Origin of the sequence: Acinetobacter sp. 1130196 (assembly GCF_000588095.1) — a bacterium.
Classification (GTDB): domain Bacteria; phylum Pseudomonadota; class Gammaproteobacteria; order Pseudomonadales; family Moraxellaceae; genus Acinetobacter; species Acinetobacter nosocomialis.
The window spans coordinates 18,670-39,113 of record NZ_JFWX01000006.1 but is presented as its reverse complement, the minus strand read 5'-3'; the positions used below and the strand labels follow the sequence as shown (position 1 = coordinate 39,113).

Annotated in this window: 16 protein-coding genes and 1 pseudogene; 10 read left to right on the top strand and 7 right to left on the bottom strand. The window is 37.3% G+C overall.

The genetic code is table 11. The features are described 5' to 3' along the window. Positions 1–15 precede the first annotated feature (15 nt). Positions 16–1,881: a SurA N-terminal domain-containing protein gene (locus tag J671_RS09240; RefSeq protein ID WP_004887420.1), complete on the top strand. Its 1,866-nt coding sequence runs from the start codon at positions 16–18 to the stop codon at positions 1,879–1,881. 39 nt (positions 1,882–1,920) lie between these two features. Here J671_RS09240 and J671_RS09235 read toward each other — a convergent pair whose 3' ends face one another. Further along, the gene (locus J671_RS09235) at positions 1,921–2,865 is read right to left on the bottom strand and encodes an AraC family transcriptional regulator (protein WP_031982070.1); all 945 of its coding nucleotides are present in this window, start codon (positions 2,863–2,865) and stop codon (positions 1,921–1,923) included. 189 nt (positions 2,866–3,054) lie between these two features. On the opposite strand from J671_RS09235, the pseudogene J671_RS0104335 reads away from it, so the two are divergent. Further along, positions 3,055–4,278, top strand: a pseudogene (locus J671_RS0104335) (alkane 1-monooxygenase). A gap of 118 nt (positions 4,279–4,396) precedes the next feature. Here the strand turns inward: J671_RS0104335 and J671_RS09230 are convergent. The 4 genes from J671_RS09230 to J671_RS09215 form a co-directional block, all read right to left on the bottom strand. Next, entirely contained in the window at positions 4,397–5,602 is a 1,206-nt protein-coding gene (locus tag J671_RS09230) for an acyl-CoA dehydrogenase family protein (RefSeq protein WP_004887415.1), read from the bottom strand. Positions 5,603–5,623: 21 nt separating this feature from the next. After that, positions 5,624–6,907 carry an acyl-CoA dehydrogenase family protein gene (locus tag J671_RS09225; RefSeq protein ID WP_171073486.1) on the bottom strand — a complete coding sequence of 428 codons (1,284 nt, stop codon included), beginning with the start codon at positions 6,905–6,907 and terminating at the stop codon, positions 5,624–5,626. A 229-nt stretch (positions 6,908–7,136) separates the two neighbouring features. Then, the gene (locus tag J671_RS09220) at positions 7,137–8,510 is read right to left on the bottom strand and encodes an ABC1 kinase family protein (RefSeq protein ID WP_004887411.1); all 1,374 of its coding nucleotides are present in this window, start codon (positions 8,508–8,510) and stop codon (positions 7,137–7,139) included. A 237-nt stretch (positions 8,511–8,747) separates the two neighbouring features. Further along, positions 8,748–9,050, bottom strand: coding sequence for a hypothetical protein (locus tag J671_RS09215; RefSeq protein ID WP_004709029.1), 303 nt, complete (start codon positions 9,048–9,050; stop codon positions 8,748–8,750). Between the two features lie 190 nt (positions 9,051–9,240). Here J671_RS09215 and ybaK point away from each other — a divergent pair, with 190 nt between their 5' ends. The 8 genes from ybaK to J671_RS09185 all read left to right on the top strand — a co-directional run bounded on the left by ybaK (position 9,241) and on the right by J671_RS09185 (position 17,708). Next, positions 9,241–9,705 (top strand): Cys-tRNA(Pro) deacylase, encoded by a 465-nt coding sequence (ybaK, locus tag J671_RS09210; protein WP_031982067.1) that lies wholly within the window; start codon positions 9,241–9,243, stop codon positions 9,703–9,705. Between the two features lie 426 nt (positions 9,706–10,131). Beyond that, positions 10,132–12,270 carry a bifunctional mannitol-1-phosphate dehydrogenase/phosphatase gene (gene mtlD / locus J671_RS0104325; protein ID WP_004887408.1) on the top strand — a complete coding sequence of 713 codons (2,139 nt, stop codon included), beginning with the start codon at positions 10,132–10,134 and terminating at the stop codon, positions 12,268–12,270. A 113-nt stretch (positions 12,271–12,383) separates the two neighbouring features. Beyond that, complete coding sequence (locus tag J671_RS0104320) at positions 12,384–13,007, top strand: 2'-5' RNA ligase family protein (RefSeq protein WP_004887405.1); 624 nt, start codon at positions 12,384–12,386, stop codon at positions 13,005–13,007. Next, entirely contained in the window at positions 12,995–13,513 is a 519-nt protein-coding gene (gene cobU, locus J671_RS09205) for a bifunctional adenosylcobinamide kinase/adenosylcobinamide-phosphate guanylyltransferase (protein ID WP_004709022.1), read from the top strand. The genes J671_RS0104320 and cobU overlap by 13 nt, the downstream gene beginning before the upstream one ends. Positions 13,514–13,515: 2 nt before the next feature. Further along, positions 13,516–14,571, top strand: coding sequence for a nicotinate-nucleotide--dimethylbenzimidazole phosphoribosyltransferase (gene cobT / locus J671_RS09200; protein WP_004709021.1), 1,056 nt, complete (start codon positions 13,516–13,518; stop codon positions 14,569–14,571). Next, positions 14,564–15,163, top strand: a complete 600-nt coding sequence (locus J671_RS09195; RefSeq protein WP_031982065.1) for a histidine phosphatase family protein — start codon at positions 14,564–14,566, stop codon at positions 15,161–15,163. The genes cobT and J671_RS09195 overlap by 8 nt, the downstream gene beginning before the upstream one ends. Before the next feature lie 127 nt (positions 15,164–15,290). Next, entirely contained in the window at positions 15,291–16,859 is a 1,569-nt protein-coding gene (locus J671_RS09190; protein ID WP_004887401.1) for a histidine-type phosphatase, read from the top strand. Between the two features lie 108 nt (positions 16,860–16,967). After that, the gene (locus tag J671_RS09185; protein WP_004887400.1) at positions 16,968–17,708 is read left to right on the top strand and encodes an adenosylcobinamide-GDP ribazoletransferase; all 741 of its coding nucleotides are present in this window, start codon (positions 16,968–16,970) and stop codon (positions 17,706–17,708) included. A 47-nt stretch (positions 17,709–17,755) separates the two neighbouring features. Here the strand turns inward: J671_RS09185 and J671_RS09180 are convergent, their stop codons facing one another. Next, complete coding sequence (locus J671_RS09180) at positions 17,756–19,876, bottom strand: TonB-dependent receptor (RefSeq protein ID WP_004887398.1); 2,121 nt, start codon at positions 19,874–19,876, stop codon at positions 17,756–17,758. A gap of 66 nt (positions 19,877–19,942) precedes the next feature. Next, a complete protein-coding gene (locus J671_RS0104315; protein WP_004887396.1) occupies positions 19,943–20,434 on the bottom strand; it encodes a hypothetical protein in 492 nt (163 codons plus the stop codon). Positions 20,435–20,444: the final 10 nt, after the last annotated feature.

The window sequence follows — 20,444 nt, the reverse complement described above, 5'->3', positions numbered from 1 at the left end:
AATATTGGAATACTTATGGAATCGTTTCGTACAGTCATTAAGGGTTGGCTCGGCAAAGTCCTTTTAATTTTGTTTTTGACCCCTTTAGCGCTTGTAGGTATTAATGGATATTTTAATAGGGGAAACAAGGCAGATGTCGCAAAAACTGTAAATGGACAGGACATATCAAAAAAAGACCTTGAAACTTTAACGCAAAGGTATAAAGAACAATATTTAGCTGCTGTAAAAGGTGATGAAAGTTTACTTAATTTACCGGTTATTCAAGCAAAAGCTCTCGATATATTGGTATCTCGTAATTTACTCATTCAGCAAGCTGAAAAATTGGGTATTTCTTTGAGCGATGCTCAAATCGAGCAAATGTTAGCTCAGCAACCAAGCTTGCAAGAAAATGGTCAGTTTTCACAAAAATTATATGAAAATTATTTGCGTTCAATTGGTATGACAAGCCAAGCCTTAATTGCGAGCTTGCGTCAAGATCACGCTTTGAAAATGTTGACTTCAACTTTTTCTGATTATGCTTTAGTGAGTAAAGTTGATGTAATGCAAATTGCGAATTTGCAAACTGAACAGCGTACATTACATTTAGCTAGTATTAAGTTAGATACCTATAAAACGGGTTTAACAGCATCTAATCAAGAAGCGACTGACTACTACAATAAACATCAAAACGAGTTTAAACAGCCTGCTTCTGTTGATGTAGATTATGTTGTTTTATCTCCGTCCTTAATGGCGAAACCTGCACCAGCAACAGATGCTGAACTCAAACAAGCCTATGCTAAATTTGTAGAAACTCAGCAAAAAAATGCTAAACGTGTTGTGAAGCATATTCTTATTACGACAGATGCTCGTGATGATGCGGCAGCTCAAAAGCTTGCTAATGAGGTATATGCAAAAATTCAAGGCGGTCTTTCATTTGCTCAAGCAGCAGCTCAGTTCTCAGAAGATCCAACTTCAAAAACGAAAGGCGGTTTAGTAGAGGCGTATGCACCTGGTGTTTTCTCTGATGCATTTGATAAAACTGTTTCAAGTTTGAAAAATGGTCAAGTTTCGCAGCCAGTAAAAACACAATATGGTTACCATATTATTGAAGCAGAGACTCCAGCGAATCAAATTCCTTCGTTTGAAGCTGAGAAGGCGCGTTTAACTGCCGAAGTCGAAAAGAATAAGGTTGCTACTGTTTATTCAGATACAGTAAATAGTTTGAATGAAACAATTGTAGGTAATGATTCTTTAGATGCAGTTGTACAGCAAGTTAAAGGTACAAAAATTGAATCATTAAATGGTGTAACTTTAGCTACTCAAAATCCACAACTAAGCGATCCAAACGTAAAAATTAAATTGTTTAATGATGATGTGAAAAATGGCGATCGTAACGCTTCATCAAATATTCAATTAGCGAATGGTGATACTGTTTGGGTTAAGGTGCGTGATTATCATGCTGCTGGCGTTAAACCACTTGCTCAAGCAATGAACGAAGCAAAAGCTAAAGTAATTGATGAGAAAGCACGCAAAGCAGCTCAAGCGAAAATTGCTACCATGTTGACTGAATTCAAAACTCAGCCGGCTGAACAAGTTGTTGCGAAAAATAAAGTACCTTTTGAATCTGCAGGTGTGTTTACTCGTTCACAAGGTTTAAAACGTGCAATTGAGCGTGCAGCATTTAGTGTTCCTGCACCGAAACCTGGTATGTGGTCTGTTACAACAGCGAACTTACCTAATGAATTGGTTGTCGTTGCCGTTTCTAATGTAAATTCAGCTGCGGTAAATGCTATGCCAGCGGATCAGTTAAAGCAATTACAACAGCTTTATCGCCAATCTCGTGGTCAGCAAATACTCGAAGATTACAGCGAATACTTAAAGTCACACGCTAAAATCAAATAAAACTTATGTAATAAAAAAAGCGCTTCGGCGCTTTTTTTATTACTGATCTCTACTACCTATATAATTTTGTCTATATTGTTTAGGCGATAAATCAAATACTCTCTTAAATGCCTGACTAAATGCAGTTTCTGATGAATAGCCGACTTTATTTGAAATTTGTTGAACTGATAAATTACTTGTCCGTAGATATTGGCTCCCTAAGCGAAAGCGATAATGCTGCAAATAAGTAAGAGGTGGTTCACCAATAATATTATTAAAGAGATTGGCAAACTTAGATCGTGACATGCAGCATTGTTCAGCTAATGATTCAACAGTCCAGCTTATTTCAGGTTGACTATGAATTGCGGATAAAGCATTACTTAATTCTGGATGTGTGAGGGCACCTAACCAATTTTGTTGATCTGACATTTGTTGAATATGATCACGAATACATTCAATTAAAAGAATACTGACTAAGTGATCAATAATTTTGTCATGACCAGGTTGAATTTTTTGTGTTTCGACCGCTAAAAAATAAAGCCCTATTTGCAACCATTCAGGAGGAGTTGTCTGGTTTTCGTGTTGAATAAGCATAATAGATGGTAATGCATTAATCAGTGGTCCCGCCATATACGTATCAACTTGACAGCGTAGACAGAGCAATAATGTATTTTCAGGCGCTGATGAACCTAACTCAATTGGATCATGACGATGCCCATTAAATAAGGGAGTAATATCGACAGAATCTACCAGTTTGCTTCCAGTCGCTTTTGAATCTGTAGCTTGATGAGCTTTTCCAGAAGGAATTAAAATAATATCTCCAGCTTTTGCAATTATTTTTTCGACATTATTTATTTGAATATATACAGAACCCGTTAAAACGATGTAAGCCAGTAAAGCAGATTGATCTTGTGTTTTAAAAGCCCATTCACCTTGTGCTTTTATATAAATATATTCAGACTTATTTAAGTGGATATCATCAAAAAATTTACTTAGTGCATCCATGTTTATATGATCAATCATTATTTTAATAAAATTATAGTGAGCTATAAGAATAGATCAACATGTGTTTTTAGGACAAAAAAGTGGAAGAAAATGCCAAAGACTTTGAAATAGGTTTTTTGGACGGTTACAACTGTTAAGCAAATAGTATTTCTTTAACTATATAGATATATAGAAAAAGGAAATATGACTATGAATGCACCAGTGAATGTTCAGCAAGAACTTATGCCAGTGCCAGCGTCTATGCGTGAGATAGATCGTAAGCGCTATTTATGGATGATTAGTCCGGCTCTACCTGTAATTGGTTTAGGTATTTTAGCCGGATACCATTTTGGTCCACGCCCATTAAAGAAAGTATTTGCTTTAGGTGGTCCACTTTTATTACATGTTGTGATTCCTGCAATTGATACAATTATTGGTAAAGATGCGCGTAATCCAACTGATGAAGAAATTAAACTTCTTGAGAAAGATCCATATTATTCGCGTTTAGTGAAAAGTTTTATTCCATTGAAATATGCGGAAAATTTTTATGCTTTTTATTAAAAAAGCCGTAAAGATACTTCATTTATTGACAAAATTTTGCTTGGTATTTCGATGGGTGCCATTAATGGTATTGCAATTAATACAGCCCATGAACTAAGCCATAAACATGATCGTATCGACCATATTTTATCTCATCTTGCTTTAGTACCTACTGGTTATAACCATTTCCGTATTGAGCATCCATATGGCCATCATAAGCGTGCAGCTACGCCTGAAGATCCGGCATCTTCACGTATGGGTGAAACATTCTATGAGTTTTGGCCACGTACAGTTGTTGGTTCTTTTAAGTCTGCAATTGAAATTGAGAAAAATCGTTTAAAACGTAAAGGTAAAGAGTTTTGGTCACTCGATAACGAATTACTGCAAGGCTGGGGTATGAGTGCTGCTTTCCATGCTTCTATGGTAGGAATTTTTGGTAAAGGTACGATTCCTTATTTAGCAACACAAGCATTTTACGGGATTAGTCTCTTCGAAATTATTAACTATATTGAACATTATGGCTTATTGCGCCAGAAAAAAGAAAATGGTCAATATGAACGTACAATGCCAGAGCATAGCTGGAATAATAACAATGTAGTGACCAACTTATTCTTATATCAGTTACAGCGTCACTCAGATCATCATGCTTATCCAACTCGTCCATTCCAAGCATTACGTCATTTTGATGAAGCACCCGAGCTACCAAGTGGTTATGCAAGTATGTTGCTACCAGCATTAATTCCTTCATTATGGTTTAAAATGATGGATAAGCGCGTATTTGATCCCTACAAAGGTGATTTAAATAAAGCGAATATTTCACCAAAACGTCGTGCAAAAATCTTCAAAAAATTTGGTGTAGTCGATAAGTCATTAAAAACAACACAAGCCGAATAATTAAAAATATATTCCTGAAATACCAAACCCTCTAGTCATGTGGTTAGAGGGTTTTATTTTTGCTAATAAGTCACAGTGCTAAGAAGCAAGGAAGTAAAAAAACTCCCTTGCAATATCTTTATTTTAGTTCACTTGAAGATTTTCCAAGCTCACGACGAGCAATAATAAGTTGCTGGATTTGTTGAGTACCTTCAAAAATATCAAGAATTTTTGAATCACGTGCCCACTTTTCAAGTAGTTCATCTTCGTTATAGCCAACACTTGCTGCTAATTCGACACACTTCAAAGTGATTTCGTTGCCTACACGACCTGCTTTTGCTTTAGCGATGGAAGCTTCTTTGGAGTTTGGTTTTTTGTTGTCTGCCATCCATGTGGCTTTCAACATAAGTAACCGTGCAGCTTCCCATTCGGCTTCCATTCGGTAAATTTGCGCAGCAAGGTTGGAAGTTTGCAAATATGGAGTCGAGTAATTGGGATCTAATTGGTCTTTAAAAATTTCTTTAATACGTTCTAAAGAAGCTTTGGCACAGCCAATTGCCATTGCGGCAACTAATGGTCGTGTATTGTCAAAAGTTTCCATTACACCGGCAAAACCTTTTGCAACATCAATTTCAGGATTACCAAGCAAGTTTTCAGCCGGAACACGACAGTCAGTAAAACTAATAACGGCTGTATCAGAAGCTTTGATACCTAACTTATGTTCAAGTCGTTCAACTTTCATTCCGGGAGTACCTTTAGGCACTACAAATGATTTGATGGCTGCACGTCCAAGTTTTCGGTCAAGTGTAGCCCATACGACCACCGAGTCCGCACGTTCACCAGAAGTTACGAAAATCTTTTCACCATTTAAAATATAGTCATTGCCATCTTTAGTTGCCGTAGTACGGATCGCAGCAGAGTCAGAACCACAGCCTGGTTCAGTAATCGCCATAGCTGCCCATGTTCCTTTAAAACGTTCTAGTTGCTCATCATTTGCGACCGCGGCAATTGCAGAGTTTCCTAAACCTTGACGTGGCATACTGAGTAATAGCCCAGTATCGCCATAGCACATTTCAATGATGCCTAACGCTGTTGACATGTTAGTTCCGTTACGGACACCTTCATTATCAGATTCACCACGTTTTCCTGCACCGGCAGCACCTGCATTAATTCCTTCACCACCTTCATTCATGCCATCAATGAGTGAAGCGAGCATATCGAGTTCTTTCGGATAAGCATGTTCTGCTTTATCGTATTTACGGGAAATAGGGCGTAATACATTGATCGCAACATCATGTGCTTGATCAATCATCATTTTGAATTTTTTTGGATTTTGTAAATTCATGAAAATATCCTCTGATTGATCTTAAGCATGTAAGCCAGAATGTAAAATTGCGGTTGCACGTAAATCACGATACCAACGTTCAACAGGGTGTTCTTTTGTGAAACCATGACCACCTAAAATTTGTACGCCATCTGTTCCTATTTTCATTGATTTTTCTGCGCAAAGAATACGAGCTAAATATTCTTCACGGTGGAATGGCTTACCTGCTTCGGCAAGGCTTGCGGCATTTAGAATCAGCATGCGCATAGCATCAATTTCAATTGCCATATCTGCAATCATGAATGCGACACTTTGACGATGTGAAATTGGTTCTCCGAAAGCAGTTCGCTCATTGGCATATTTAATACAATAGGCTTTTACCGCTTCACATGTTCCTACAGCCATTGCACACCACATAAGATTGCCTAAATCTAGAAAGGCGGTGTAATCAAAATCTGTTGTGCCTAATCGTAGAGCAGGTGTATGGCTGAATTTTAAAGTAGCTGTCTCTGTTGCTTTGAGACCCATAGCTGGGGTACTTTTAATGGAAATGGTATCGCCCGCTTGTACTACAAACACATCCGGCTTGCCATTAAAATCTGCACTCACCAAGAACACATCAGCTAAATCACCTAAAATGACTAAGGTTTTTTCACCTTCTATAAAATATTGATTATTTTCAAGAGAAGCTTTTGTTTTTAAGATATATGGGTTAAATGCCGGAGTAGCTTCTTGTACAGCGAAAGTGGCGGTAATGTCTGAGTCTTCTGCAAAGCAAGGTAAATACATTGACTGAACTTCAGTAGAACCCCAACGTGTAATAGCATTAATAACGCTAAACGTACTCAAAAGTCCTGCTGTAAGACTAAAATCACCTTCAGCTAGTTTTTCAGCAATCAATAGGTTACTTACAATATTTTGTTCAGCGGCGACACCACCTAGTGCTTCTGGAAGAGCATAATAATTTAGTCCTAAATCTTCTACATATTGCCAAAGGCTTTCTGGAAATTGACCTGCCTGATCAGCATCATGAGCTAATCCTAATAAAACTTCTTGAGCAAATTGAGACATTGCATCTGAAGTCATTTGTTGTTCTTCAGTGAGGCTTAAGTCAAATAGGTTTTTCTTCTGTTGAGGTAGACGCTGTTGGGGGATTTGCTTAGGTTTAAATGCTTTCTGAGTCTGACTTAATGCTCTAAATCCAGCTTTTGAACCTTGATAAAGAGACTTTTCAAGAAATTTACGTAGTTTGAGTTGATCAAGTACATCGCTTCCAGCTAATTTCGTGATCAGCGATAAACCCAACCCTTGGGCTTTATTGATCATATTTGTCATGATTGTGGTGTCCTAACACATTGTTATTGTTTTATGCTGACACGCTGTATAAGAAAAAACTATGTCGTTGCTGACATTCAAAAAATGAGCAGATAAATGGTAAAAGCAAAATAAGTTTTAATACATTTTATTGATTTTATAAAAGAAAAAATTTTTTTTAAAAGAACTATTTTGTTTGGATTGACTAGAATGACACGGAATCATTCTAGTCTTAATAATATTAAGCAAAATTACGAATCATACGTCGTACATTGGTTTTGGCATCAATCACAGTCATAAATGTATATGCGCCAATAAACTTACGGCTAATAAACATAAATTCTTTTGGAGGAACCGAGAAATATCGAGACGCCATTGATTTGCTTGCTTGCTGCATAACACGACTATGTAACTGGCTCTTTTTCCAGTCATAACGTTCATGTTCATCCATTAGGCCCACTGGCATATCTGGATTATTTGCAGGGGTACTGAATGCTTCTGTCGCAAGTAAAAAGACATCGGCCATGCCGGGTTTAATACTTTCAGGCATTGCATCGAAAAACTCATATCCAGTCATTGCTTGGACCATCGCATGTTTATCATGCTGATAACCCGCTTGTATAAGATTACGCGCAACTGAGAGTAAATGTTCATCGAACTGACGGATCGCACCAAAGTCTAGTAGTACAATTTTATCCTGAATATCTTGGCCATTACCTAAACGAACAAGGTAATTACCAAAGTTAGGATCAGTTTGCATTTCACCCCATTCAAAAATCTCACGAACTGCAATCTCTAGTGAAGCTTCACCGAGCTGATTACGTCGTTCTTGAGGAAGGGAAAGCATGACTGGACTATTAATTGGCACGCCACGTTCAAAGGTCATGCATAAGACTTGATCGGTACAGTATTCATCTACAATTGTAGGGACGATATAGCGCTCATCATCCTTTAAACGCTCAGCAAAGCGACGTGTTGTGGCTGCCTCTACGTGATAATTGACTTCACGATGCATCATTTCACGTACTTCATCAAACCATTGATCAAACTCACGAGTTTGAGGAACCATACGTGTAAGCTTAAGCATGTTTTTAAACAGGCTCATATCCGAGTCAATTGCATTCGCAACACCAGGGTATTGAATTTTTAAAACTAACTCTAAACCGTCTGATTTACGTGTTGCGCGATGAACTTGTGCCAGAGAAGCCGTACCGATAGGCTCATGATCAATTGTTAAATCATTTAACTTGGAACCTAGCTGTTCTTGTAAATGAGGTTTAATTGCTGGCCAGTCTAAAGCAACGGTCTGGTTATTTAGGGTATTTAAAGCTTGAGTAATTTCTTCTGGTAAAAAATGTTCACCATAAAGCGCCATCATTTGGCCAATCTTGACAATAGAACCTTTAAGTTTGCCAATTTCAGAGACAAGATAATTAGCTTGTTCGCTCATTGCCTTTTTACGTTTCTTCTCTTTTTCTTCTTCACTAGAAAAGAGGGAAGAGGCACTTGCAGTAGCCCAACGTGTTCCTGCCAGTAAAGAAGCTTTCGCGATTGATAAGCGTCGATCCATGGAAGAAGTTTTTAAACTCTTAAGCTTATCGTTCTGATTTGACATGAAAATAGAATCCTATGCGCATCATGCAGCCAAACGCTGGTGATCTAAAATTGTAACGAATATTACATGTTTTGAACGTATTAAAATAGTTCCCTCAGACTGAATGGTGAGTTGAAAGTCTCATTTGGGATTTTAATTTTCTAAAAATAGCCTAAGCATTAATAAGAAAATCAAAATATCCGCCATTCAGAAAAAATAAACTACTATAAAACGCCGTATCAGATACTAACCGGCAAATTACATTTTAAACTGAATTTTCAATTCAGCCTTTTGCATTAAGTGCATACGATTAGCTTGAATATGCTGAATAACCATTTGCTTGACGGAATCATGCATAAAACCAAGTGCATGAGCCTTTACAATAACGATGCTAGGCAGTGTATAGAAAAAGTACTTAACATCATCAAAAGTCGCATTATTAAAAATGCCTTGTTCGATTAAGGTCTGCTGTAAAAATTGCTTTTCATTTAATACATGATCTGAAGCCTCATCCCAAAAACGGTGACGCATTGCCATCAGATTATTGTGTTTGTAACTCATAAATTCGCCAGTTCAGACTTTAAATCTCAACTAAATATATTGGAGTCATCTACCCAATATCAAGTTTAGATTGTTTTTTGTTCGATGTTCGTTTGATTTTTCATGTAAAGGATGTAAATAGCCTAAGTAAATTTTAAACTTTTTTTAAAATAAATATAATCAAGCTCATTTCATTAAAATCTAAAATCCTATGACTCCTGCATGTAGATTGTTAAAAAGTAACAAAATCGAATTTTCTATCCATGAGTACGAACATGACGCAAATGCTAAAAGTTTTGGTTTGGAAGCCGCAGAAAAGATAAACCTTGATGTAAACGAGGTATTTAAAACACTTCTTGTTACCGATGAGAAAAATTATTTTGTTGCGGTCATACCAGTTAACTATCAACTCAATTTGAAAAAGGTAGCTACAGCATTTGGGTGTAAAAAATTGCAGATGGCAAATCCCAAAGATGCCGAACGTTTGACAGGGTACTTAGTGGGTGGAATTAGTCCATTAGGTCAAAAGAAACGCTTAAAGACAGTGATTGATGCCTCTGCACAAGAGTTAAGCAAAATTTATGTAAGTGGTGGTAAAAGAGGATTAGATATTGGTTTAAATCCTAAAGACTTGGCACACATATTAACGGCGCAATTTGTAGATGTACTTGATTGATTAAAAAAAGGGCATAGCAAGTTGACACACTAAATGAAAATGATTATCATTATTATGTATTGTTTGGTTCTGCCAGAAAATAACAAAAATTATATGAGTTTCTGGTATTGGTAGACCTGCAAGACATAATAAAAAATGCAGGTTTGTTAGCAGTAAATGGACCTAAGAAAAACAAACATGATCAGCGCATAAAAAGAAGAAGCAAAGGTAGCAAGCGAGGAAGGCTTGCTACCTTTGTACTTAAACTCAGTTTCAGAATTATCTATATTGTTCAACCTTTTTGAGTATTTAACTCTTCTCAGTAACAGATTTCTTATATTTATGATTAAAAAATAACCACTAATGTTTCATTTATTATCATCCTGCCTTTTTAAGCAATTTTTTGTATACCCTGAATAAAACATGATCAAAAAAAGAGGTAAAAACGTGCTTATTTTTCATGGAAAACCTGTTCATGGAGCTATCTTTGATATGGATGGGACAATGTTTGATACTGAACGGTTACGGTTTCAAACATTGCAACAGGCATCTCAAGAACTCATTGGACAGGAGTTTTCACACGAATATTTAATGCAATGTTTGGGGTTAAGCGCGACAACGGCGGAAAAGCTTGCACAACGTTTATACGGAGTAGATGTTCCATATAAGGAAATTCGAAAACGTGCCGATGAGATGGAACTAGAACATATTCGAAAACACGGTGTGCCTATTAAAAAAGGTCTGGTTCAAGTTCTAGAGCGTTTAAGAAAATCGGGTCTAAGAATGGCTGTGGCTACATCAAGCCGTAGAGCAATTGCCGAAGAATATTTAATTAATGCGAATGTTTATAAATTTTTTGATGTCATTACTTGTGGAGATGAAGTAGAACAAGGGAAGCCACATCCAGAAATTTTTCTCAAAGCGGCTAGTCAACTTCATTTAGACGCCAACCAATGTTTAATGTTTGAAGATTCAGAAAATGGTTTAACCTCGGCTCACACCTCAAAAGGTTTAACAATTTTATTAAAAGATATTAAAGAACCTAATGATGAAATGCTGGAAAAAGCGCATTTTTATTATGACCAGATGTATGATTTTTTAACTGATCTCGACCAATTTATTCCTGTTATGGATATGCCAGAGATACAGGAACCTTTTCCGCAAAGTCTGAATCAGCTTACTGTTGGAATACATGGTTTCGGTGCTATTGGTGGTGGTTATATAGCACAGATCTTGTCGCATTGGGATGGTTATACGAAACCAAAACGTATTATTGCGTCAACACGAAATAGTCTTTTCCGCGAAGCTGTAAATGCGTTTGGTACCTATAGTATTCGCTATGGGCAATTTTCTTATGATGAACGTATTGAGAATATGACCATTGTTGACTCTGATAATGAACAACAAATGTTAGAGATGTACACTCATTCAAGTTTGATTGCATTATGTTTGCCCGAGCAAGCAATTGAAACTGAAGCACAGATAATCGCAAAAGGGTTATATGCACGTTTTAATTCACAACTTGAAACATGTATAGAACCGTTAACCTTTCTAATTATTTTAAATAAGGTGGGTGCGAAATATTTGGTGATGAAGCATCTTAAAGAAGCTCTACTCGAGTTAACTAACGATGAAGATGTCACCGAGCATATTTTAAAAGAGCATTATTTTTGCGATACCGTAGTTAATCGTATGGTTTCAAAACTTTCTAATCAGAATTTATATCGTCAACTTCGTATTAAGCATAATTTTCTTGAACAGCATTTAGAAGATGTTGAACAAGAAGACCAAATCGAAATTGAAGACTGTAATAAACTGACTCAAGATCAGCAAAATCAGGCTTCTATCTATGTTGATAATATGCGCCGTAATTTTCAGCCGGGACATATCTTACAAAGCATGGATTTAATCTTGTTCCATAGTGAAACAGATATGCCAATTTATGTAGAAAAAGGCAGCCCTTTGCTTGAAAAGTTGCGTCAGGTGGTGTTGGTTGACCAAATTACTGACATTCAACTCATTAAAAACCGTTTATGGAATGGTGTACATGCGATGCTTGCTTGGTATGCATCTTTAATGGGTTATGAATCTATTGGTGTTGCCATGGGTGATCATTCAGTTAAAGCATTTGCAGAAAACTTAATTGCAGAAGTGAAGCAGGGACTTGCAATTGTATTACCTAACTATGCAAAAGATCTGGATCGAATGTCACAAAGTTTTCTAGACTCATGTGAATATGCATTTAAAGATCCTTGTCAACGCGTAGCTAGAGATCCACTACGCAAACTCAATCACAATGAACGTGTTATAGCATCAATTGCAGTGAATATTCGTCATGATTTACCTTATAAAAATTTATTAAAAGGTGCTGCTTTAGGTTATGCCTATGCGATTCAATTTTTAGAAATTGAAGAGACTAAAGCAGTTGAACATCTGCAACAGCAAATTCAGAATTTAGAATTGAATACAAATCAAAGAAGACAGCTTGAAGTTGAGTTGGTTCAACTTATTCAATATTTATTTTCTGAACAAGGTAAACAACCTTTGGACATTAAGTTGAACAATGCCAAAACTACACTCACTTAATATGTTTAAATGTGCTTAATGAATTAACCTCAACAATTGAAAGGCAAACATGTTTTAATACGAAATTTGAATGATTTTGAATTAAAACTGTGCTGTTAAAACCCTCCACACTCATGGTGCCGACGTCTATGCGGGATTATCCCGAATGGCACCTTGGGCGTCAAAATTACGCTTTATGGTATCTAGAAATTAATGATCAGAAATTAGTTCATTATCTAGATCAATTGCGTGCGCATTTTTCAGAATTTCTAATAGAGCCTAATCACCGTCAATATCATGTCACGCTGTTTATATGCGGTTTCTTGACTCATGAAACTAAAGTTGATGATGACTTTTGTTTTAGTGAGTTTGTGCAGCAAAGGGAAATTTTAAGAAAAGAAGATATTGCACCATTTCAATTAAAAATTGGTTCGGTTGATAGCTTTAGTAGTGCTTTATTTGTAGAAATTCAGGATAAAGAAAATATCTTATCTTTCATACGTCAAAAATTAGGCTCAATTTCTAATGAAATTGCCGCTTTAGATTACTATCCGCACATTACATTGGGTTTGTATAAAAAAGACTATAGTAGTGATTTGATTTTACAAAAAATTTCTCAATTACCTGTACAATACGATCAGGCTGAATTTGATCTTAAAGTTGAGCATTTAACCTTTGGTTATTATGAGGCTCAAATTTTACAAGGGCAGCTGTATCCGTATCAGCATTTGTTTTTAGGTGAGCCATGTTGCAATTGATTTTAGGTGGTGCTCGTTCTGGTAAAAGCCGACTGGCTGAACAAACGGCCATATCTATGCAATTAGCTGTCACTTATGTGGCGACGGCGCAAGCGCTAGATCCAGAAATGCAAAGCCGGATTGCCCATCATCAAAATCATCGTCCTGCTCACTGGTCTTTGGTTGAAGAACCATTATTTTTAGCAAAAACTCTGCAAGAAATTGATAGACCTAACCAAATTATTCTGGTGGATTGTTTAACACTTTGGCTAACCAATTTGTTACTTTTAGAAGACAAAAACGTTCAACAATTTGAGTGTGAACAGCTGTTAAAAGTTTTACCTATACTCCAGTCAGAAATTATTTTAGTAAGTAATGAAACGGGTTTAGGCGTTGTGCCACTCGGTGAGATAAGCCGCCGTTTTGTCGACGAAGCAGGAAGGCTACATCAAGCCTTAGGGCAAATTGCAGATAAGGTTGTGTTTTGTGTGGCGGGGTTTCCAATGATTTTAAAAGGTGAGAAATAAAAATGAACTGGTGGTTAGAATCTGTACAGAAACCTAATCTGGACGCAAAACAACAAGCGGAGCAACATCAACTCCAGCTTACCAAACCTACAGGTGCCTTAGGTGATTTAGAGCAGATTGCAATTACACTTGCTAGTTTACAGTCAAATGCACATCCACAAGTTAACCATCCCTGGATTACAATTTTTGCAGGTGATCATGGTGTAGTTGAAGAAAATATCTCTGCATACCCTCAAGCTGTTACCCGTCAAATGTTGCAAAACTTCACAACTGGTGGTGCGGCAATTAGTGTTATTGCTAAATATCATCAAGCCCATTTACAAGTCATTGACTGTGGCACAGTAGGTGAACCATACCAATATGCAGGTGTTGAACGTCACTGTATTCGTGCCGGCACAGCAAATTTTGCCAAACAAGCTGCAATGAGTACTGACGAATGCCGTGCTGCCTTAGAGTTAGGGAAAAAAAGTGTAGATACTGCTAAAGCGAATGGCGCAGATATTTATATTGCGGGTGAAATGGGTATTGGAAATACCTGTTCAGCTTCTGCGTTAGCCTGTCTTTTACTAAATGATACGGCTGAGCAATTAACGGGAGTTGGTACAGGAATTGGTGCCGATCAGTTAAGACATAAAATTGAAGTAATTGAAAAGGCAATTGAACTTCACCATAAACATGTCATTGGTGATGTCTTTAAAACACTATGTGCTGTAGGTGGTTTGGAAATTGCGGCAATTACAGGTGCTTATATTCGCTGTGCGCAAGTGGGTTTACCTGTGATTGTGGATGGTTTTATTAGTTCTGTAGCCGCTTTATGTGCGGTACGAATGAACCCTAAAGTACGTGACTGGATGTTATTTGGTCATCAATCGGCTGAGTATGGACACCTACGTATTTTACAAGAACTTAATGCTGACCCGATTTTGAAGATGAACTTGCGTTTAGGCGAAGGTAGTGGGGCTGGTACTGCCTTGGCATTAGTTAAAATGGCATGTGTCTTACATAACCAAATGGCTACCTTTGCTCAAGCTGCTGTAAGCGGGGATAAAATTGGGTAAATTTAGGATCGATTTGCTCAGACATGGTGAAAGTCAGTATAGCCATACTTTACGTGGGCATTTAGATGATGAGTTAACAGCAAAAGGTTGGCAGCAAATGCAGTCAACCATTGAGCAAGTCACAGACCAGTCATGGGATATTATTGTAAGTTCCTCATTAAAACGATGTGCTTGTTTTGCTGAGGAACTTTCCAAAACAGCAGAACTCCCTTTACTTATAAATCATGACTTAAAAGAAATGTATTTTGGGGAGTGGGAAGGTATCTCAACTCAGCAAATTTATGAAACTTCACCTGAATTACTTGCAAACTTTTGGCAAAAACCAAGTCAATATTGTCCACCTCGCGCTGAAACATTAAACCAGTTTCAAAAAAGGATTCTGAAAGGCTTGCAGGATTTGCTTACGCATATGCAAAAACATAATTTACAGCATGCGTTAGTTGTTACTCATGGGGGGGTGATTAAGCTATTGGCTTTTTTAGCCGAGCAGCAACCTTTTGATGACTTACTTAAAATGTCGGCAGAGCTTGGGAAATTATATTCTTTTGAATTTTCTGAAGCAGATGGTCAATTAACTTTTATGTTGAGATAGATGAATTTTATATTTTTATACACTTGTAAGTTATTATTTTTATAAAGATATTTTAAACTATGTAATAGAACTGTCATTACTAAAAATTAAGCTATTGGCATTTATTAATTAATTACTTATTTGGCTTATGAATATTTTATTTAAAACTAGTGTGCTTGCAGCCTCATTATTGCTCGTGGCTTGTAATAATAATGATGATCAAGAAGTTCAAACTCCACCATCTACAAATTCATCAAAATATTATCAAACCAAAACACCTTATCAACCACAGCAAGATCTAAAAAATTATGAGCAAGCTCCAAATGGGTTCCAGCCAGTTTTTACAGAATTGGTTGCGCGACACGGTTCGAGAGGACTATCAAGTCTTAAATATGATTTAGCACTTTATAATTTATGGAAACAGGCGAAAACAGAAAATGCTTTAACGCCTTTGGGTGAGCAATTAGGTGCTGACTTGGAAGCCATGATGAAAGCCAATATTTTATTGGGCTATGGGGTTGAAGGTATTCGCCAATACGGTTATGGAAATGAAACCATGACCGGTATTTTAGAACACCGCGGGATTGCCGATCGCCTATTACAGCGCTTGCCAACACTTGTAAACTCTCAAGCATCTATATTGGTACAAAGTTCTGGGGTAGATCGTGCGGTGGATAGTGCTAAATTCTTCACTGCTGAACTGATAAAACAACAGCCTCAGCTGAAAGATAAAATTGTTCCTGTGTCTTATACCAATTTATCGAGTTCAAGTGTTCCTAGTCTTGTAGACGGGGGTGTTGATCGTTTTAAACTTTATTTTCATAGTCTAAATGCGACTGAAGATTTAACTCAACCACTTAGTGCTAGCCAACAAAAAATTTATGATGCTAGTCAGGCCTATCAAGATTTCGAAGCAAACAATAAAGATTTAGCCCAAAAGTTGAGTGAGTTATCGAAGAATACTCAAGCAGAAAAAATTGCCCAGTCCGTACTCACTCCGATTTTTAAAGCAGACTTTATTAAAAAACTTGGTACGACAGGTTATAGTTTTAGCAATAATGGGTCTTTTACAGTAACTTCACCAAAAGGTGAGCAAATTACAGAAAAAGGTAAGGGTAAAAATACCATTGCTAGTGCAGTAGATGCTGCGGCTTATGTTTATGAGCTTTATTCAATTTCTGGTGGTATGAAAGATGAGTTAAAAGGTGTTGATTTTGATAAATATATGCCTTTGGAAGCCGCAAAATTTTATGCTGAATTTAATGATGCCAATGATTTTTATGAAAAAGGTCCAAGTTTCACAGAGTCGAACCAAGTTACAAGTGAAATTGCTCAAGGACTCAAACAAGATTTATTCCAACAAGTTGATGCTGTTGTAAATAAAGCTCAACCATATAAAGCAGTTTTACGTTTTGCCCATGCTGAAATTATTATTCCTCTGGCAACTAGCTTGGATTTGCATAATATGATGCAGCCTTTACCACTACGCCAGACTTATAACTATTCAACAAGTACATGGCGTGGTGAAATAGTTTCACCTATGGCAGCCAACATACAGTGGGATGTTTATCAAAATAGTCAAGGCTCGACTTTAGTGAAGATGCTTTATAACGAAAAAGAGACTTTATTTAAATCTGCGTGTAACTATGCGCGTTACACACCAACTAGTTTTTACTACGACTACATCAAATTAAAGCAGTGCTATCAAATACAGTAGTTTTTCACAGTTTTTGAAGTGTTTAATGGGAATAGGGATTGCTATTCCCATTTTTATTTCCTCATAATTCAGTTTGTTTTTATATATAGATCAGTTAGAGAGTGGGATATGACACCTTTTTGGATTGCATTGCAATTTTTAACTGTTCTACCTATTGAGTTAAAGACTACACCAACGGCGCAACAAAATGGTCGGGCTATTTTGTTTTATCCACTGGTTGGGCTGATTATTGGTGGCATACTTTTTCTTGTTGCCTGTCTTTTAGCCAAATTACCCGTTGTTTTACTTGCCGCAATTATACTTACTTTATGGATTTGGCTGACTGGGGGATTGCATCTAGATGGACTGGCCGACACAGCTGACGCTTGGGTAGGTGGCTTTGGGGATAAACAACGTACTTTACAAATCATGAAAGATCCGAGCTGCGGCCCAATTGGAGTGCTGAGCTTAGTTATCATTTGTTTGCTCAAGTTTGCTTTGGTCTTTGTATTGATTGATCAACATCAAACGCTATTCTTAGTATTTGTTCCTGCACTTGGACGTGTGGTGCCATCTATTTTGTTTTTAACTACACCATATGTTCGCGAAAAAGGCTTAGGTCGTTCTTTGACAGACCATTTGCCTAAAACTGTTTCATGGATAGTAGCTGCATTAATTTTACTGTTACCTTTGTATTGGGAATGGCAAGGGCTGATAGCGGTAATTGGTTTTTTAATAAGCCTGATTTATTTAAGATATCTGTTTATAAAACGAATTGATGGCATTACGGGAGATACCGTGGGCGCTACAATTGAAATTAGTGAAACCGTTCTGCTTTTTACTTTTGTCTTAAGTTGTTTTTATTTATAGTTAAATTAATCGTTTGTGGCCAACTGTGACCACAAACTTAAATTTACTTAATTACCAAAATGATAGCGTAGACCTATTAAATATGTACGTGGAGCTGCCGGTGTATAGCTCACTTCATTATTACTAAAAGAAGTGCTTTCAGCATAATGTGTATCTGCCACATTTAAAATCTGACCATATATTTCATAGGCCTTTTTACGATAGTTTGCACGCAGGTTGAGTACCGTATGACCATCATATTTTTGAGTATTGGCGTCATTAATCCAATATGAACCTACATATACACCTTCTGCTGAGAGTAATAATTCGGGGATTGGCTTAATTTGATATTCAAGCGTACCAAAAGTTTTTGGTGCGCTCGGCATATCATTTCCACTGTAATCAATAGTAGCTGACGGCTGGAATTGTTCATAATGATGACGAGCCCAGCTACCTGAAATTTTCAATTTTTGGTCAAGCTGATCGGAAATTTGCCAAGTTCCACCGACTTCAATACCTTCATGAAGAGTTTTACCTGCATTACGTGGTTCACGGGTATTATCGGGTTTAGTATAACTAATTACTTCATCTTCGCCATTTAAACGATAAAGCGTAATTTCACCATCCAATCGGTCATTGAATGTTTTAAAACGGATACCTGCATCAATATTGGTAAAAGTTGCTTCAGTTAAATTCGGCGTAACTAAATTTGCGCCGTAAAGGCTACTGACCTCTGGTGGAACAAAGCCTTGTGACCAGTTTGTATAGAAGTCGATTTGAGGAGTAATATTCCAAATTGCTCCTAATTTTGGACTAGCCTTATGAAAATTTCTTGTTTCATCCGGAGCGCCAGTAACATTAGAAGGAGTTAAATTATTTTGATAGTCATAACGAATCCAGTCATAACGTGTGCCGCCGACTAAGTTTAAGTTAGGCAAAGCTTGCCAATTCACTTGAGCATAGATCGCTTCATTATCAACGTCGACATCAAAATCACGTAAAAGCTTTCGCTGTTTAAAACTCGTATAAATACGTGTAACAGGATCTCGAAAAACTTCAATATCATTAGTTCTGCCCTGAGTCGGTGAGTGCTCAGCCATACTACCCACGACTAACTTGAATTGGCCTAAAGTTGCTGAGTGTTGTAGGTTGACTCCATAGGACTGAAAACTATTATAAGTGGTTTGCCCGCTGTAAGTTCCTGTTGCAACTCCATCTTTCTTGTCAGTTTTTATGTTATAGCTTGGATTTTGCTCAGTTGTATTATCCCGATAATATAAAGTGATTTGACTTTGCTGTTGATCATTCCAGTCATGACTTAGTTGGGAGGATATACGTGTTGCATCTACTTCCCGGTAAGTAAATGTCTGATAGCTATAGCCAGGCCGTTGGCTATAATCTTCAGTATTTAAGCTACCTGTCATATCTGCATATAAGTGGTTATAGGTAAATATATTTTTCAGTTTAGTTGAATCAGAAATTTGCCAGTCATGACGTACTGTAATGCTTTGTTTATCTGCTTCGGCATGATCTTGCCAGCTATCACCACGATCACTGGCATAGGCAGAAACTCTTAACCCATGGGCGCCAGTACGAGTATCAAAGGTATCAGAAGCTCCCACGTCAACACGGCGATAACCTTCACTACTTGCGCTCAGACCAATATCTGCTGTTGGTGTGGCACTCGGCGCCTTGGTTAAAAAGTTGAGGGTTCCGCCAATTGCATTACTTCCATAAACACTACTTGCTGGTCCACGTAAAATTTCAATATTGTCTACACCCGCCATATTCATCTCATACAGGGCATTATGGTTAAACACACCTACAGGTCGAATTGAAAGGCCATCTTCTAGATATTGATAAACAGCAGCAGTAGTCATGGGCTGGCGTATAGACATCATGTGCTGTTCATTACCAAGATCATTCATCAAGACTCCTGGTGTTTGGTTTACAAGTTGTCCAATAAAAGTGGCATGTTTATTCTCTATTTGCTCACTATTGATTTGGCTAATTGCAGCTGGAGTTTTATTCAGTATTTCACCTTCGCGACTTGCCGTAACCACAATAGTCGCTAAGGTTTTTGTGTCATTGTTTGCTGGTGTTAAGTCTTCAGCAAAAACTAGAGAGCTAGATGAAGCAGTTAAGCATGCTGCGCTTAAAACAGATAAGCGAAATTTGAGGGATGACATAGAATGACCCTATAAAAAGCAATAAATTTTGAATCCCTGAAAATAGGAATGAGAAAAGTTATGGTTTTATAGAGCAGTTGGTGGGGCGTGTTTAATCGGTAAAATATAGAAAGTAACGGGAAGTTCTAGTTGTATGGTCCACGTATGGCACAGACATCGTACACGGCTAAACCAACGTAAAATTAAAACAAAAATCAAAGCAATGAGTGGAATTAAAATTGCTGCATCTAGGCCATGCGTACATAACGGGCAATGCTTCATGATTTGAGTAGCTAACGCGAAAACCTCTTGAGCATGCTTGGTATGAAATTTATTCTGAATAGATTCCATATGGTGATGAGCATGTGAAAGGTGATGCTGCTCCATATTAAAATTTTGTTGGTGGGCTGAATGCTCTAATACAACTGGTTGGCAGTGACTAGGCATAGTATACAATTCAGGTACGATGCCAATTTGCACAAGAGTAGGCAAAAAAATGTGCCATAGTAAACACAGCAAAGTGATAGCACTTAAAAGCGTGCGCCACTTCAGCAAATGTTGACGGAAACTCAGCACCATATTTTAGGCG